Source organism: Streptomyces sp. NBC_00209, assembly GCF_045206345.1.
In the GTDB taxonomy this organism is placed as follows: Bacteria; Actinomycetota; Actinomycetes; order Streptomycetales; family Streptomycetaceae; genus Streptomyces.
Genome location: NZ_CP108121.1, coordinates 816,450 through 830,299 on the forward strand (window position 1 = coordinate 816,450; position 13,850 = coordinate 830,299).

General features: G+C 73.8%; 14 protein-coding genes. 9 read left to right on the plus strand and 5 right to left on the minus strand.

What is annotated here, in order from left to right; genetic code table 11:
- Positions 1-11 precede the first annotated feature (11 nt).
- The 4 genes from OG867_RS03580 to OG867_RS03595 all read left to right on the plus strand — a co-directional run bounded on the left by OG867_RS03580 (position 12) and on the right by OG867_RS03595 (position 3,476).
- On the plus strand, positions 12-635 hold the full coding sequence (locus OG867_RS03580; protein WP_406282615.1) for a TetR/AcrR family transcriptional regulator: 624 nt from the start codon (positions 12-14) through the stop codon (positions 633-635).
- A gap of 492 nt (positions 636-1,127) precedes the next feature.
- Positions 1,128-1,712, plus strand: a complete 585-nt coding sequence (locus tag OG867_RS03585; protein WP_328903364.1) for a TIGR03086 family metal-binding protein — start codon at positions 1,128-1,130, stop codon at positions 1,710-1,712.
- Between the two features lie 97 nt (positions 1,713-1,809).
- Complete coding sequence (locus OG867_RS03590) at positions 1,810-2,556, plus strand: SDR family NAD(P)-dependent oxidoreductase (protein WP_406282618.1); 747 nt, start codon at positions 1,810-1,812, stop codon at positions 2,554-2,556.
- A gap of 89 nt (positions 2,557-2,645) precedes the next feature.
- Positions 2,646-3,476 carry an aldo/keto reductase gene (locus OG867_RS03595; RefSeq protein WP_406282621.1) on the plus strand — a complete coding sequence of 277 codons (831 nt, stop codon included), beginning with the start codon at positions 2,646-2,648 and terminating at the stop codon, positions 3,474-3,476.
- 21 nt (positions 3,477-3,497) lie between these two features.
- Here OG867_RS03595 and alc read toward each other — a convergent pair whose 3' ends face one another.
- Positions 3,498-4,613 carry an allantoicase gene (alc, locus tag OG867_RS03600; RefSeq protein ID WP_406282624.1) on the minus strand — a complete coding sequence of 372 codons (1,116 nt, stop codon included), beginning with the start codon at positions 4,611-4,613 and terminating at the stop codon, positions 3,498-3,500.
- Positions 4,610-5,959: an allantoinase AllB gene (gene allB, locus OG867_RS03605; protein ID WP_406282627.1), complete on the minus strand. Its 1,350-nt coding sequence runs from the start codon at positions 5,957-5,959 to the stop codon at positions 4,610-4,612. The genes alc and allB overlap by 4 nt, the downstream gene beginning before the upstream one ends.
- A gap of 315 nt (positions 5,960-6,274) precedes the next feature.
- On the opposite strand from allB, the gene OG867_RS03610 reads away from it, so the two are divergent.
- Entirely contained in the window at positions 6,275-7,075 is an 801-nt protein-coding gene (locus OG867_RS03610) for an IclR family transcriptional regulator (protein WP_360861727.1), read from the plus strand.
- A 51-nt stretch (positions 7,076-7,126) separates the two neighbouring features.
- Here the strand turns inward: OG867_RS03610 and OG867_RS03615 are convergent, their stop codons facing one another.
- Together OG867_RS03615 and OG867_RS03620 are read right to left on the minus strand one after the other, a co-directional pair.
- Complete coding sequence (locus OG867_RS03615) at positions 7,127-7,807, minus strand: ABC transporter ATP-binding protein (RefSeq protein WP_328903358.1); 681 nt, start codon at positions 7,805-7,807, stop codon at positions 7,127-7,129.
- Positions 7,804-8,877, minus strand: a complete 1,074-nt coding sequence (locus OG867_RS03620; protein WP_406282631.1) for an ABC transporter permease — start codon at positions 8,875-8,877, stop codon at positions 7,804-7,806. Before OG867_RS03620 ends, OG867_RS03615 begins: the two co-directional genes overlap by 4 nt.
- A gap of 110 nt (positions 8,878-8,987) precedes the next feature.
- Here OG867_RS03620 and OG867_RS03625 point away from each other — a divergent pair, with 110 nt between their 5' ends.
- Complete coding sequence (locus tag OG867_RS03625; protein ID WP_406282634.1) at positions 8,988-10,190, plus strand: sensor histidine kinase; 1,203 nt, start codon at positions 8,988-8,990, stop codon at positions 10,188-10,190.
- Positions 10,187-10,819 carry a response regulator gene (locus tag OG867_RS03630; protein ID WP_406282637.1) on the plus strand — a complete coding sequence of 211 codons (633 nt, stop codon included), beginning with the start codon at positions 10,187-10,189 and terminating at the stop codon, positions 10,817-10,819. Before OG867_RS03625 ends, OG867_RS03630 begins: the two co-directional genes overlap by 4 nt.
- Positions 10,820-10,849: 30 nt before the next feature.
- Here OG867_RS03630 and OG867_RS03635 read toward each other — a convergent pair whose 3' ends face one another.
- The gene (locus OG867_RS03635) at positions 10,850-11,164 is read right to left on the minus strand and encodes a DUF5955 family protein (protein WP_328903354.1); all 315 of its coding nucleotides are present in this window, start codon (positions 11,162-11,164) and stop codon (positions 10,850-10,852) included.
- Between the two features lie 185 nt (positions 11,165-11,349).
- Here OG867_RS03635 and OG867_RS03640 point away from each other — a divergent pair, with 185 nt between their 5' ends.
- Entirely contained in the window at positions 11,350-11,943 is a 594-nt protein-coding gene (locus OG867_RS03640) for a nucleotidyltransferase family protein (protein ID WP_328903353.1), read from the plus strand.
- 232 nt (positions 11,944-12,175) lie between these two features.
- Positions 12,176-13,795: a malate synthase A gene (gene aceB, locus OG867_RS03645; protein WP_406282641.1), complete on the plus strand. Its 1,620-nt coding sequence runs from the start codon at positions 12,176-12,178 to the stop codon at positions 13,793-13,795.
- Positions 13,796-13,850: the final 55 nt, after the last annotated feature.

Sequence of the window (13,850 nt, forward strand, 5' to 3'; positions counted from 1 at the left end):
GGAGTCACCGGATGGCCGGAACACGCCAGGACGGCAGGGTCGAGCGCGGCAACCGCACCCGGCAGCTGGTCCTCGCCCGGGCGGCGGCGGTCGCCTCGGTGGAAGGGCTCGACGGGCTGTCGCTGGGCCGGCTGGCCACGGATCTCCGGCTGAGCAAGAGCGGGGTGTTCGCGCTCTTCGGCTCCAAGGAGGAGCTTCAGCTGGCGACCGTGCGGGCTGCCTCAGCCGTCTACGACGCGCATGTGGTGGCCCCCACGCGTGAGACGCCCGCCGGGCTGGGCCGGGTGCGGCGGATGTGCGAGTCCTGGATCGCCTACTCGCGGGACCGGGTCTTCCCCGGCGGCTGCTTCTTCTACGCGGCGCTCGCGGAGTTCGACGCCCGCGAGGGCGCGGTGCACGACGCGCTCCTGGCGGCGCAGGCGAGCTGGTTCGCGTTCGTGGAGGCGCGGATCGAGGAGGCGCGGACCCTGGGCGAGATCCGGGACGACTGCGACGCGGCGCAGCTGGCCTTCGAGATCATCGCGTTCCTTGAGCTGGCGAACGGCGACTCGGTGCTGCGCGGCAGCGCGGAGAGCTATACGAGGGCGTGGCACGCGATCCTGGGGCGGCTCCGGTCGGCGGCGGTGGACGGGTAGCCCCTGCGGGTGCGGTTCGGCCCAGCTCGGCTCGGCTCGGCTCGGCTCGGCTCGGCTCGGCTCGGCTCGGCTCGGCTCGGCTCGGCTCGGCTCGGCTCGGCTCGGCTCGGCTCGGCTCGGCTCGGCTCGGCTCGGCTCGGCTCGGCTCGGCTCGGCTCGGCTCGGCTCGGCTCGGCTCGGCTCGGCTCGGCTCGGCTCGGCTAAACTAATAGCACGATCGTTCGCCTACTTGTAGGGTCGTGGGCATCCGCCTCGGGAACCCGCGGCGGCCGGCCCCGCGCGCCGGGAGCACCCGAGGGGGTTCCTCGCCCGTCCCGGCCACCGCGCGATCGTCCGCGCCCACCGGGACGGGGGCGTCCCGCGCTCGGCGACCCGGACGGCCCGGTTCACCAGCCGTTCGGCGGTGTACTCCGCGTGGCCGCTGGTGTCCGGGGCGGCGCCGTGGCCCGTGGGCACGCCCTGCCCCGCCTTCCGCTCACGAAGGGACCCACCATGGACATCATCGAGCTGGACCGGATCGCGGTGCTGGAATCCGTGCGCCTCGTCGGCCGCGCGGGCCCCGGTGACTGGGACCGCCCCACCCCGTGCGACGCCTGGACGCTGCGCCGCCTGGTGGAGCACATGGGCACCCAGCACCTCGGCTTCGCCGCCGCCGCGCGGGGGGAAGGGGCGGACCCGGCCGCCTGGGCGGACCGGGCGGCCGGGGACGACCCGGCGGCCTGGTACCGGGGGACGGCCCGGACCGTGCTCGACGCGTTCGCGCGGCCGGGGACGGCGGAGGGGCGGTTCGCGCTGCCGGAGATCAGTGCGGGGACGGCGTTCCCCGGGGCGACCGCGATCGGGTTCCACTTCATCGACTACGTCGTGCACTCCTGGGACACGGCCGCGACGCTCGGCCTGCCCCTCGCGCTGCCGGACGAGGTGGTGGAGGCCGCCCTGCCCCTGGCCCTGCGCGTCCCGGACGGGGCCGCGCGGGAGCGCCCGGACGCCGCCTTCCGGCCCGCGCTGCCGACGGCGGACGGCGGCCCGCTCACCCGCGTACTGGCGGCGCTCGGACGCTCGCCGGACTGGCGCTGACCGCACCGGATTCGGCGTCCATTTCCCGCCGGTCTCCGGGGCGCCCAACGGCTTTCCTGGTTCCTGTCAGCACGACCGGCAACGGACAGGAACCACGATGAACACCACCCTTCCCACCCCCCGCACCGCGCTCGTCACCGGCGGCAGCCGGGGCATCGGCGCCGCTACCGCCCTGCGGCTCGCCCGGGACGGCGCCGACGTGGCGCTGACCTACGTACGCGACGAGCACGCCGCCAAGGAGGTCGTCGCCGCGATCGAGGCGACCGGCCGCCGTGCGGTCGCGCTGCGCGCCGACTCGGCCGACCCGGAGGCCGCCGCCTCGGTGGTGCACCGGGCGGCGGCGGAGCTGGGGCGGCTGGACATCCTGGTGAACAACGCGGGCATCGGCGTCCTCGGCCCCATCGGCACGCTCACGCCCGCCGATGCGGACCGGGTCCTCGCCGTGAACGTCCGGGCGGTGTTCCTCGCCTGCCGGGCGGCGGCCGAGGTGCTGGAGCAGGGAGGCAGGATCATCTCCCTCGGTACGGCCCTGAGCCGGCACGCGGGCGGACCCGGCTCCACGCTGTACGCGATGAGCAAGTCCGCGCTCTCCGGCCTGACCAAGCCGCTGGCCCGCGAGCTGGGCCCGCGCGGCATCACGGTCAATCTGGTCCAGCCGGGCGCCGTGGACACCGACATGAACCCGGCCGGCGGCCCGTTCGCCGAGGGACAGCGCGCGGCCAACGCGCTGGACCGGTTCGGCACGACGGAGGAAATAGCCTCCCTGGTCGCCTACTTGGCCAGTGCCGAGGCGGCGTTCGTCACCGGCTCCGAGTGGACCGTGGACGGCGGCCACTCGGCCTGACCTAGGGCCTGTCGTGCCGCTCCTCCCCGCCCGGCCTACGCTGGGCGGGGAGGCATGCCCGTAACGGCAGACGAGGAGAAGGGACGATCATGTCCGGTATCCCGGCGCACACCCTGAACGACGGCCGTACGATCCCGGCGGTCGGGCTCGGCACCTACCCGCTGGACGACGACGCGGCGGAGAAGGCGGTGTCCGGGGCCCTCGGTCTCGGCTACCGGCTCGTGGACACCGCGCTGAACTACGGCAACGAGACCGGTACGGGGCGCGGAATCGCCCGCAGCGGGGTACCGCGCGAGGAGATCGTCGTCACGACCAAGGTGCCCGGCCGGCACCACGGTTACGAGAAGACGCTCGCCTCGTTCGAGGAGTCCCGGAGCAACCTCGGCCTGGACTACGTGGACCTCTATCTCATCCACTGGCCGCTGCCCAAGGTGGGGCTCTACGTGGACACCTGGCGGGCGCTCATCAAGCTGCGCGAGGACGGGCTCGTCCGGTCGATCGGGGTCTCCAACTTCACCGCCGAGCACCTGAAGCGGCTGGAGGAGGAGACGGGCGAGGTGCCCGCCGTCAACCAGATCGAGCTGCACCCCCGGCTGCCCCAGGAGGAGCTGCGCGCGGCGCACGCGGCGATGGGGATCGTCACCCAGAGCTGGAGCCCGCTGGGGCGCGGCCGGGACCTGCTGGCCGACCCGGACGTGCTGGCGGTGGCCGAGGCGCACGGCGTCACCCCGGGCCAGGCGGTGCTGCGCTGGCACACCCAGCTCGGGGCCGTACCGATCCCGAAGTCGGCCGATCCGGGACGGCAGCGGGAGAATCTGGACCTGTCCGGCTTCGAGCTGGCACCCGAGGAGCTGGGGCGGATCTCCGGCGGCCCCAGGGAGCGGTTCGGCGGGGACCCCGAGGAGCACGAGGAGTTCTGACGCTCCCCGGGGCCCGGCGCCTCAGCCGCCGAGTTCCGCGTGGCGGGCCGCCAGCCGGGCCGCGCCGCGTTCGGTGAGCGAGCCGAAGAGGCGGAGCCGGGAGATGCCGCCGTCCGGGAAGATGTCGATCCGGACCTGGTCGGCGCGTACCGCGCCGGGCAGCACGAAGCGGTGGTTGGTGTCGGGCTGGAGCCGGGTCCGGGGCAGGAATTCGGTCCACTCACCGGTCTCCGCGTCCCGGGCGGTGAGCTGCGCCCATCCGGCCGCGTTCCCCTTGAGGTACGCGGTGTCGATCTCGACGGCGCGGATGTCCGCCTCTTCCACCAGGTGGTAGTGGATCCAGTCGTTGCCCCGGTCGCGGCGGCGGCGGGTCTCCCAGCCGTCGTCCATCTTGTGGGAGCGGCCGGGCTGGATGGTGTTCGTCGCCGGGGAGTAGAAGCGGTCGGAGGCGTCCTCGACCCGGCCGCCGTTCTCCAGGGCGACGACGTCGAACGTACCGAGCGCGGTCAGCCAGGCGGGGTCGGGGGCGACGTCGCCGTAGACCCTCAGGCGGGCGATGCCGCCGTCCGGGTGCTGGTTGAGCCGCAGGTGTGTGAAGCGGCGCTCCACGTCGACGGCGAACCCGTTGGCCGCGTGGCCGCCGACGGCGGTACGGGGGACGAGCGTCGTCCACTTCACGTCCGGGGCGAGCAGCTCCCCCGGCGAGGGCGAGCCGGGCAGCGAGACGGCCTCGACGGAGACGGCCTGCGGGTAGTTGCCGCGGAAGTGGGCGGTGTCCACGACCAGGCCGCGCACGATGCCGGGGGCGCCGAGGCGGATCAGCGCCCAGTCGTGGTCCTCGTCCACCGGGTGCGGCCGCTCGGCGCTCGCACCGCGTCGGCGGCGGGTCTCCCAGCCGTCCATGATCTTGCCCTTGTGGCCGAAGCGCTCCGGGTCGAAGTGGGCGGGCTCCGGCTTGAGCAGGTTCTCGCGCTCGGCGAAGAACTCGTCGTTGGCGGCGATCACGCCCGCCCCGAGCCGCCGGTCGGCGAGGTCCACGAGGTGGGTGAAGGGGTGGTCGGCGGTGCGGTAGTCGGCGTAGGGGTCGCCGCCGCCGTACGGGTTCGCGTCGCCGGTGAAGTGCGCTGTCGCCGTCATGCCTGGGGGTCCCTTGTCTGGAGGCGGCCGGTGGGTTCGGAGAGCACGCCGTCGGCGGCGATCCGTACGCCGCGCAGCCAGGTGGACCGCACCACACCGTGCAGGGTGCGGCCGGCGTAGGCGGTGACCTGGTTGCGGTGGAAGAGCTCGGCCGGGTCGACGGTGAAGGTGGCGTCGGGGGCCAGGACCGCGAAGTCGGCGTCGCGGCCCGCCTCGATGGCGCCCTTGTGGTGCAGCCCGGCCAGGGCGGCGGGGGCGGCGGACATCCAGCGGGCGACGTCGTCCAGGGTGTGGCCGCGGCGGCGGGCCTCGGTCCAGATGGCGGGCAGGCCGAGCTGGAGGGAGGAGATGCCGCCCCAGGCGGAGGCGAAGTCCGGGGTCTTGAGGTCGGTGGTGCACGGCGAGTGGTCGGAGACGACGCAGTCGATGGTGCCGTCGGCGAGCCCCTGCCACAGCGCGTCCTGGTTGGCGGCCTCCCGGATCGGCGGGCAGCACTTGAACTCGGTGGCCCCGTCCGGGACCTCCTCGGCGGTGAGGGTGAGGAAGTGCGGGCAGGTCTCGACGGTGAGCCGGACGCCCTCGCGCCGGGCGGCGGCGATCAGCGGCAGCGCGTCGCTGGACGAGAGGTGCAGGACGTGGACGCGGGCGTTCAGCCGGCGGGCGTGGGCGATCAGGCCCTCGATCGCGGTGTTCTCGGCGTCGCGCGGCCGGGACGCCAGGAAGTTCGCGTAGGCCGGCCCGCCCTGCTGCGGCGCGGAGGCCAGGTGGTGGGGGTCCTCGGCGTGCACGATGAGCAGCCCGCCGAAGCCGGCGATCTCGGCCATGGACCGGGCCAGCTGCTCCTGGTCCAGCTCGGGGAACTCCTCGACGCCGGACGGCGACAGGAAGCACTTGAAACCGAACACCCCGGCCTCGTACAGCGGGCGCAGGTCCTTGACGTTGGTGGGGATCGCACCGCCCCAGAAGCCGGTGTCCACGTGCGCCTTGGGCTCGGCGACGCCCTGCTTGACCCGCAGGTTCTCCACGGTGGTGGTGGGCGGCAGGGAGTTGAGGGGCATGTCGAGCAGCGTGGTGATGCCGCCGGCCGCCGCCGCGCGGGTGGCGGTCCAGAAGCCCTCCCACTCGGTGCGGCCGGGGTCGTTCACATGGACGTGCGTGTCCACGAGGCCGGGCAGCAGGACGTCGTCCCCGAAGTCCTCGACGCGGGCACCGGCCGGGACCTCGGTGTCGTACGGCAGGACGGCGTCGATGGTCCCGCCGGTGACGGCGACCGAAGCGGGCCGGGTCCCCTCGGGGGTGACGACGCGCGTCGAGCGCAGTAGCAGCTTCACGTCCGGACCGGACACCGGTGCTCCTCACTTCGCACTTTCAACGAACTGTTGAAGGAGTCTTCACTCGGGAGCGCGACCCGTCAAGACCCCTCCCCCGCGCCCCGCCCACTCCCCGAAGCCGCACTGGAGGTTTCCACAAAGTAAAAGGTGAATTTCGGAGTGCGGAACGTAGAATGGGCCAGGTACCGCGCGGCCGGGCTGCCGAACCACCTGCGGACACCCGGACAAACGGGCGCTGACCGGCCACGACGGCCCCCGCCGACTGTGGGTCGATCGAAAAGGGCCCGGTAGGCTGCTGCCTTGCTCCTCCGCTTCGAAAGGACCGTTGACGTGCCGCCGTCCCACGCCAGCACTTCCGACTCCAAGCCCGCCGGTTCCAGCGGTGGTGTGCAGTCCCTTGAGCGTGCCTTCGACCTGTTGGAGCGGATGGCCGACGCGGGGGGCGAGGTCGGCCTGAGCGAGCTCTCCGCGAGCAGCGGACTCCCGCTGCCGACGATCCACCGCCTGATGCGCACGCTGGTCCTGTGCGGTTACGTACGTCAGCAGCCCAACCGGCGTTACGCGCTCGGCCCCCGGCTGATCCGCCTCGGCGAGTCCGCCGCACGGCTGCTCGGCACCTGGGCCCGCCCGTATCTGGCCCGGCTGGTCGAGGAGACGGGCGAGACGGCCAACATGGCGCTGCTCGACGGCGACGAGATCGTGTACGTGGCGCAGGTGCCGTCCAAGCACTCGATGCGCATGTTCACCGAGGTGGGCCGCCGGGTGCTGCCGCACTCCACGGGTGTCGGCAAGGCGCTGCTCGCGCACACGCCGCCGGACGAGGTGCGCGCCCTCCTCGCCCGCACCGGGATGCCCGCCGCCACCGAGAAGACGATCACCACGCCGGACGGCTTCCTGGAGGCGCTGGACCAGGTGCGCCGGGTGGGCTACGCGGTGGACGACAACGAGCAGGAGATAGGGGTCCGCTGCCTGGCGGTCTCGGTGCCCAACTCCCCCACCTCCGCCGCCATCTCGATCTCCGGCCCGGCGGGCCGGGTCACCGAGGCGGCCACCGAGCGGATCGTGCCGATCCTCCAGCAGGCGGCCAAGGAGCTGTCGGACGCGCTGGCGAGCAGCGGTGCGGCGGGCTGAACGGCCGTGAAGCGGGCCCGGACCTCCGAGAGGTCCGGGCCCGCCCCCGTTTCAGGTGAGCGCCGGGGCCGTCAGACGGCCGTCCAGCAGGGTGACCGTCCGGTCCACACGGTCCAGGTGGGCGCGGTCGTGCGTGACCAGGACCGTCGCCGTGGACCGCTGCCGGGTCAGCGTCACGAGCAGGTCCAGGACGGCCGCGCCGCGCTCGTGGTCCAGGGCGCTGGTCGGCTCGTCCACGAGCAGCAGGGCCGGGTCGTTCATCAGGGCCCGGGCGATGTTGATCCGCTGGCGCTGCCCGCCGGACAGCTGGTGCGGCCTGCGGCCGGCCTGCCCAGCGAGACCGACCGCGTCGAGCAGGCCGAGCGCGCGGGCCCGGGCGGCCCCGGCCCGGCCGCCCGACAGATGGGTCATGACCTGGAGCTGTTCGACGGCGGTCAGGGACGGGAGCAGGTTGGGCTGCTGGAAGACGATGCCGACGCGCTCCCGCCGCAGCGCCGCCGTCTCCGCGCGCCCCAGCCCCGTGGTGTCCGTACCGGCGACGACGACCGCCCCGTCGTCCGGGGAGACCAGGGTCGCGGCCACCGCGAGGAGGCTGGACTTGCCGGAGCCGGACGGGCCGACGACGGCGGTGAGGGTGCCGGCGGGCACGTCGAGCGTGACGCGGTCCAGCGCGGTGAGCCGCCCGTCGCCGTCCGGGTAGGTGAGGGTGACATCGGTGAGCGTGAGGGTCATCGGGCACTCCCGAGCGCGGTGAGCGGGTCGACGGCGGTGATCCGCCGGATGGACAGGGCGGCCCCGGCCGCGCCGAGGGCGATCATCACGGCGGCCGGGACGAGGACCGTCGCCGCGTCCAGGACGAACGGCACGGCCCCGTCGGCGACCAGGGCGCCGATGCCGGAGGCGAGGGCGGTGCCCAGCCCCGTACCGACGGCGAGCATCACGACGGCCTGCCCGAGCGCGTCCCGGAGCAGATACGGGGTGGAGGCGCCCAGCGCCTTGAGCACGGCGACGTCACCGCTGCGCTGGATCGTCCAGACGGTGAAGAACGCGCCGATGACCAGGGCGGAGATGGCGAAGAGGAAGCCGCGCATCAGCTGGAGGGAGCCGTTCTCGGCCTGGTAGGAGCCGATGGCGGTCAGCGAGTCGTCCAGCGAGAGCGTGCGGGTGCCGGCCGCCCGGTCACCGGCGTCCAGATCGGCGGCGCCGGTGGTGGTCAGGGCGATCACGGTGGCGCGCCCGTCCCCGCTCCCGGACCGCCGCCAGTCGGCGAGGTCGGTCCACACGACCGGGGTGTGGCTGTACGAGGCGTCGCCCGCGACGGCGGCCACGGTGGCCTCCCGGCCGCCGAGGGTCAGCCGGTCCCCGGGGCGCACGCCCAGCTCGTCGGCGCCCCCGTGCGAGAGCACCACCTCGCCGGGGCCGACCCGGGCGGGCGCCAGACCGCTGCCGGGCCCGACGCCGAACGCGGAGACGGCGGCGGTGTGCTTCCCCGTACCGGCGGTGGCGTTCAGGGTGCGGATGCCGAGCGGGTGCGCGGACTCCACGCCGGGCCGCCCGGCCCAGGCGCGTACGGCGTCCTCACCGACGGACGAGTCGGTGAAGGACACCGACCGGCCGTCCGGCGGGGCGGCGAACGCCAGATGGTCGGCGTTCAGCCCGGTGACGGCCGAGGTGTTCTCCCGGGCCAGCCCGGCGGTCAGGCCGGACAGCAGGCCCACGAGCAGGGTGATCAGCACGATCACCGTGCCCATGAGCGCGAACCGGCCCTTGGCGAACCGTAGGTCTCTCCATGCGACGAACATGGATCCAGCGTCGTTTCCCGCCGCTCCGGAAACATCGCCCCCGGGCTGGTGACGACATCAACCTTTCGATTGACCGGTCGGGGCCGGGCCGCGCCTACGCTGGATCCATCATGGCAACCCGCGTTCACCCCCCGGTCGCCGCCGCCCTGCGGCTGTGTCTGCACGGCCTGATGCTGGGCCTGCTGGCGCTCACCGCCGTCAAGGCGTTCACCGACGACCGCCCGCACCCCGGCGCGGTGGCGGCGGTCGCCGGGGTGCTGGCCGCGGTGTACGTGGCGGGCGCGGCGGCCCGGTTCGTGCAGCCGGGGACCCGGGCGGGCGCGGGGTGGCTGGTGGTGCTCGGGGTGCTGTGGGCGGCGCTGCTGGTGCTGTCGCCGGACGCGCTGTGGGTGGCCTTCCCGCTCTACTTCCTCCAGCTGCATCTGCTGCCGACGCGCTGGGGCCCGCCCGCCGTGGCGGTGACGGCGGCCGCCGCCATCGCGAGCTTCCTGCTGCACGGACAGGCGGTCACGCCCGGCACGTTCATCGGTCCGCTGCTCGGCGGGGCCGTCGCCGTCGCCACGGTCCTCGGTTACGAGGCGCTGTTCCGGGAGAGCGAGCGGCGCCGCGAGCTCATCGAGGAGCTGGTCGCGACCCGTGCGGAGCTGGCCGAGGCGGAGCGCACCGCCGGCACGCTGGCCGAGCGCGAGCGGCTGGCCCGGGAGATCCACGACACCCTCGCCCAGGGCCTGTCCTCCATCCAGCTGCTGCTGCGCGCCGCCGAGCGCACCCTGCCCGAGGGCGCCCCGGCCGCCGCCCATGTGCACCGGGCACGCGAGGCGGCGCAGGACAACCTCGCCGAGGCGCGCCGCTTCGTCCGCGCGCTGACCCCGCCGGACCTGGCGAACGGCTCGCTGACGGCTGCCCTGGAACGGCTGTCGGCCCGCTCCACGACGCCCGCGCTCACCGTGCGGTTCGCGGTCAGCGGCACACCGGTCGCGCTGCCGACGCCCTACGAGGTGGCGTTGCTGCGGACCGCCCAGTCGGCGCTGTCCAACACCGTGCGGCACGCCGGGGCGGGGCGGGCGGAGATCACGCTGAGCTTCATGGACACCTCGGTGTCGCTGGACGTGGTGGACGACGGACGCGGCTTCGCGCGGGACGTCCCGGCGGCCGGTGCCACGGAGTCGGGCGGCTTCGGGCTGCCGGCGATGCGCTCCCGGGCCCGGTCGCTCGGCGGCACCCTGAGCGTCGAGTCGGCCCCCGGCCAGGGCACCGCCGTCGCGCTGACGCTGCCGCTGCCGGTGGGCCGGGCCGGGCGGGAGGCGGCATGAGCGGGCCCGTCCGGCTGCTGCTCGCCGACGATCATCCGGTGGTACGGGCGGGGCTGCGGGCCGTCCTGGACACCGAGCCGGACTTCCGGGTCGTCGCGGAGGCCGCCACCGCCGAGGAGGCGGTCGCCCGGGCGGCCGGCGGCGGGGTGGACGTCGTGCTGATGGACCTCCAGTTCGGCGCCGGGATGCACGGTTCGCAGGCGACCGCCGCGATCACGGCGGCACCGGACGCGCCCCGGGTGCTGATCCTGACGACCTACGACAGCGACGCGGACATCCTGGCGGCGGTCGAGGCGGGGGCGGCGGGCTATCTGCTGAAGGACGCGCCGCCCGAGGAGCTGGCGGCCGCGGTCCGTACGGCGGCGGCCGGGCGCTCGGCGCTGGCCCCGGCCGTCGCGCACCGGCTGATGGACCGCATGCGCACCCCCGCCCAGGCGCTCACCAAACGCGAGCTGGAAGTGCTGCAACTGGTCGGCGAGGGGCTGTCGAACGCGGAGATCAGCAAGCGGCTGTTCCTCAGTCAGGCGACCGTGAAGTCCCACCTGGTGCACATCTACGCGAAGCTCGGCGTCGACTCGCGCACGGCGGCCGTGGCGGCGGCGACGGCCCGCAGGCTCATCCGCCGCTGAGACCGCCGAAGCCGCCGGATCCCCGCCCGTTCAGCGCTGCGGCGGCTCGCCGAAGAGGTCGACGGCGACCCGGACGTCGCGCAGGGCCGCGGCCAGCGCGCTGACCGAGCCGATCGCCCCCGCGATCAGCAGCAGCGAGCGGCGCAGCCGGGGGATCTCGGGCGTCCCGCTGAGCGCCATCGCGTTCAGCGCGGCGAGTTCGTCCTCGGCGATGGCCCGGTCGGGGAACTGCCCGGGGTGGCCGGCCAGGGCCCGCCGGAGCCGGGAGACCGCGGTACGCAGCTCCGCCACCCTGGGGTCCTCACCGCTGCCGGTCACCCGCTCCTGTCCGACGCTCTTCAACAAAGCTCCCCCTCGCACGTCCTTGTGCCGGTGTCGTTCCGCCCGGTCCCGGGACCGTGGTCAAGTGTCCGGGGATGCGGGCAAGTTAACGCCATAAAAGGTGTCGGGCGCCACTCCGCGTGCGTCACACGCGCCGCAGAGATACGAGGCGGTGGGCGGGAGCGGCCGCCGTGGGGTATCCAGGCGGCATGACACACGCACAGATCGCCGGACTGCTGCTCGCCGCGGGCGGGGGCCGCCGGCTCGGCGGACGCCCGAAAGCCCTGCTGGAACACCGTGGCGGACTGCTTGTCGAGCACGCGGTGCGCACGCTGCGCGAGGGCGGCTGCGGCCCGGTCCAGGTGGTGCTCGGCGCCTCGGCCGACGAGGTGCGGGCCCGGGCCCGGCTGGAAGGTTGCGGGGTGAGCGTCAACCCGGAGTGGACCGAGGGCATGGGCTCGTCGCTGCGGACGGGGCTGGACGCGCTCACGGGGACGGGCGCGGACGCGGCACTCGTCCTGCTGGTCGACCAGCCGGGGATCGGGGCGGAGGCGGTGGCCCGGGTGTGTGCGGCGTACCGGGACCGGACGAGCCTGGCGGCGGCCTCGTACGCGGGGGAACGCGGGCATCCGGTGCTGTTCGGGGCGGACCGGTGGGCGGACATCGCGGCGGGTGCGGTGGGCGACCAGGGGGCGCGGGGGTATCTGCGGGCGCACCGGGAGGCGCTGACGCTCGTGGAGTGCGGCGATGTGGCACAGGCGTACGACATCGACACTCCGGCGGACCTTTCGCACCTGGAGTGAACGCCCTGGCACGCTGCGCCAGCACGCGGGCCGTTCTGTCGACCCGAAGAATCTCGACATCAACAAACCATTGAACTTCCACCATGAGGAAACTACTATCCACTGATCAGAAGCCCTCTGCACCTCAGACGGCGGCCACAGCCGTATCCCGGAGCCCTGGCACGCCGTGCCGAATCGGGTGGCCCGGCGGCCGTGACGCCGTCCGCACCGCCCGCTGAAGGAGTGACCGCTCATGTCCGCACCAGCGCCGTCCTCGCTGGCCATCGTCGATGCCGAGACCCTGCCCCGGCAGGACGAGGTCCTGACCCCCGCGGCCCTCGCGTTCGTGGCCGCGCTGCACCGCCGGTTCACGCCCCGGCGCGACGAGCTGCTCGCCCGCCGCGGTGAGCGCCGCGCCGAGATCGCCCGCACCTCCACGCTGGACTTCCTCCCGGAGACCGCGGCGATCCGTGCGGACGACTCCTGGAAGGTCGCGCCGGCCCCGGCCGCGCTGAACGACCGCCGGGTGGAGATCACCGGTCCGACCGACCGCAAGATGACCATCAACGCCCTGAACTCGGGCGCGCGGGTCTGGCTCGCCGACTTCGAGGACGCCTCCGCCCCCACCTGGGAGAACGTGGTCCTCGGCCAGCTCAACCTGATGGACGCCTACCACCGCTCCATCGACTTCACCGACCCGAGGTCCGGCAAGGCGTACGCGCTGAAGCCGGCCGACGAGCTCGCGACGGTCGTCACCCGCCCGCGCGGCTGGCACCTGGACGAGCGCCACCTCCAGCTCGACGGCACCCCGGTGCCCGGTGCGCTGGTCGACTTCGGCCTGTACTTCTTCCACAACGCCCAGCGCCTGATCGACCTCGGCAAGGGCCCGTACTTCTACCTGCCGAAGACGGAGTCGCACCTGGAGGCCCGCCTCTGGAACGACATCTTCGTCTTCGCCCAGGACGAGCTCGGCATCCCGCAGGGCACGGTCCGCGCCACGGTCCTGATCGAGACGATCACCGCCGCGTACGAGATGGAGGAGATCCTGTACGAGCTGCGCGACCACGCCTCCGGGCTGAACGCGGGCCGCTGGGACTACCTCTTCTCCATCGTGAAGAACTTCCGCGATGGCGGCCCGAAGTTCGTCCTGCCCGACCGCAACCTGGTCACGATGACGGCCCCGTTCATGCGGGCGTACACCGAACTCCTCGTCCGCACCTGCCACAAGCGCGGCGCGCACGCGATCGGCGGCATGGCGGCCTTCATCCCGTCCCGCCGCGACGCCGAGGTCAACAAGGTCGCGTTCGAGAAGGTCAAGGCCGACAAGGACCGCGAGGCGAACGACGGCTTCGACGGCTCCTGGGTGGCCCACCCGGACCTCGTCCCGATCGCCATGGCCTCCTTCGACGCGGTCCTCGGCGAGAAGCCGAACCAGAAGGAGCGCCTGCGCGAGGACGTCTCGGTGGCGGCCGGCGACCTGATCGCCATCGACACCCTGCACGCCAAGCCCACGTACGAGGGCCTGCGCAACGCCGTCGCCGTCGGCATCCGCTACATCGAGGCGTGGCTGCGCGGCATGGGCGCGGTCGCCATCTTCAACCTGATGGAGGACGCGGCCACCGCCGAGATCTCACGCTCGCAGATCTGGCAGTGGATCAACGCGGACGTGGTCTTCGAGAACGGCGAGCACGCCACGGCGGACCTGGCCCGCAAGGTCGCCGCCGAGGAACTGGCCGCGATCCGCGCGGAGATCGGCGAGGAGACCTTCGCCGCCGGCCAGTGGCAGGAGGCCCACGACCTGCTCCTCCAGGTCTCCCTGGACCAGGACTACGCGGACTTCCTGACCCTGCCCGCGTACGAGCGGCTGCGCTGACGTCCGCACCGCCGCACGGAAACCCCGCCCCCTGGCGTACGCCTCCGGGGGCGGG

Coding starts and splice junctions, on each gene's coding strand:
- OG867_RS03580 (WP_406282615.1), top strand. CDS start 12: ATGGCCGGAACACGCCAGGACGGCAGGGTCGAGCGCGGCAACCGCACC.
- OG867_RS03585 (WP_328903364.1), top strand. CDS start 1,128: ATGGACATCATCGAGCTGGACCGGATCGCGGTGCTGGAATCCGTGCGC.
- OG867_RS03590 (WP_406282618.1), top strand. CDS start 1,810: ATGAACACCACCCTTCCCACCCCCCGCACCGCGCTCGTCACCGGCGGC.
- OG867_RS03595 (WP_406282621.1), top strand. CDS start 2,646: ATGTCCGGTATCCCGGCGCACACCCTGAACGACGGCCGTACGATCCCG.
- alc (WP_406282624.1), bottom strand. CDS start 4,613: ATGACGGCGACAGCGCACTTCACCGGCGACGCGAACCCGTACGGCGGC.
- OG867_RS03615 (WP_328903358.1), bottom strand. CDS start 7,807: ATGACCCTCACGCTCACCGATGTCACCCTCACCTACCCGGACGGCGAC.
- OG867_RS03620 (WP_406282631.1), bottom strand. CDS start 8,877: ATGTTCGTCGCATGGAGAGACCTACGGTTCGCCAAGGGCCGGTTCGCG.
- OG867_RS03625 (WP_406282634.1), top strand. CDS start 8,988: ATGGCAACCCGCGTTCACCCCCCGGTCGCCGCCGCCCTGCGGCTGTGT.
- OG867_RS03630 (WP_406282637.1), top strand. CDS start 10,187: ATGAGCGGGCCCGTCCGGCTGCTGCTCGCCGACGATCATCCGGTGGTA.
- OG867_RS03640 (WP_328903353.1), top strand. CDS start 11,350: ATGACACACGCACAGATCGCCGGACTGCTGCTCGCCGCGGGCGGGGGC.
- aceB (WP_406282641.1), top strand. CDS start 12,176: ATGTCCGCACCAGCGCCGTCCTCGCTGGCCATCGTCGATGCCGAGACC.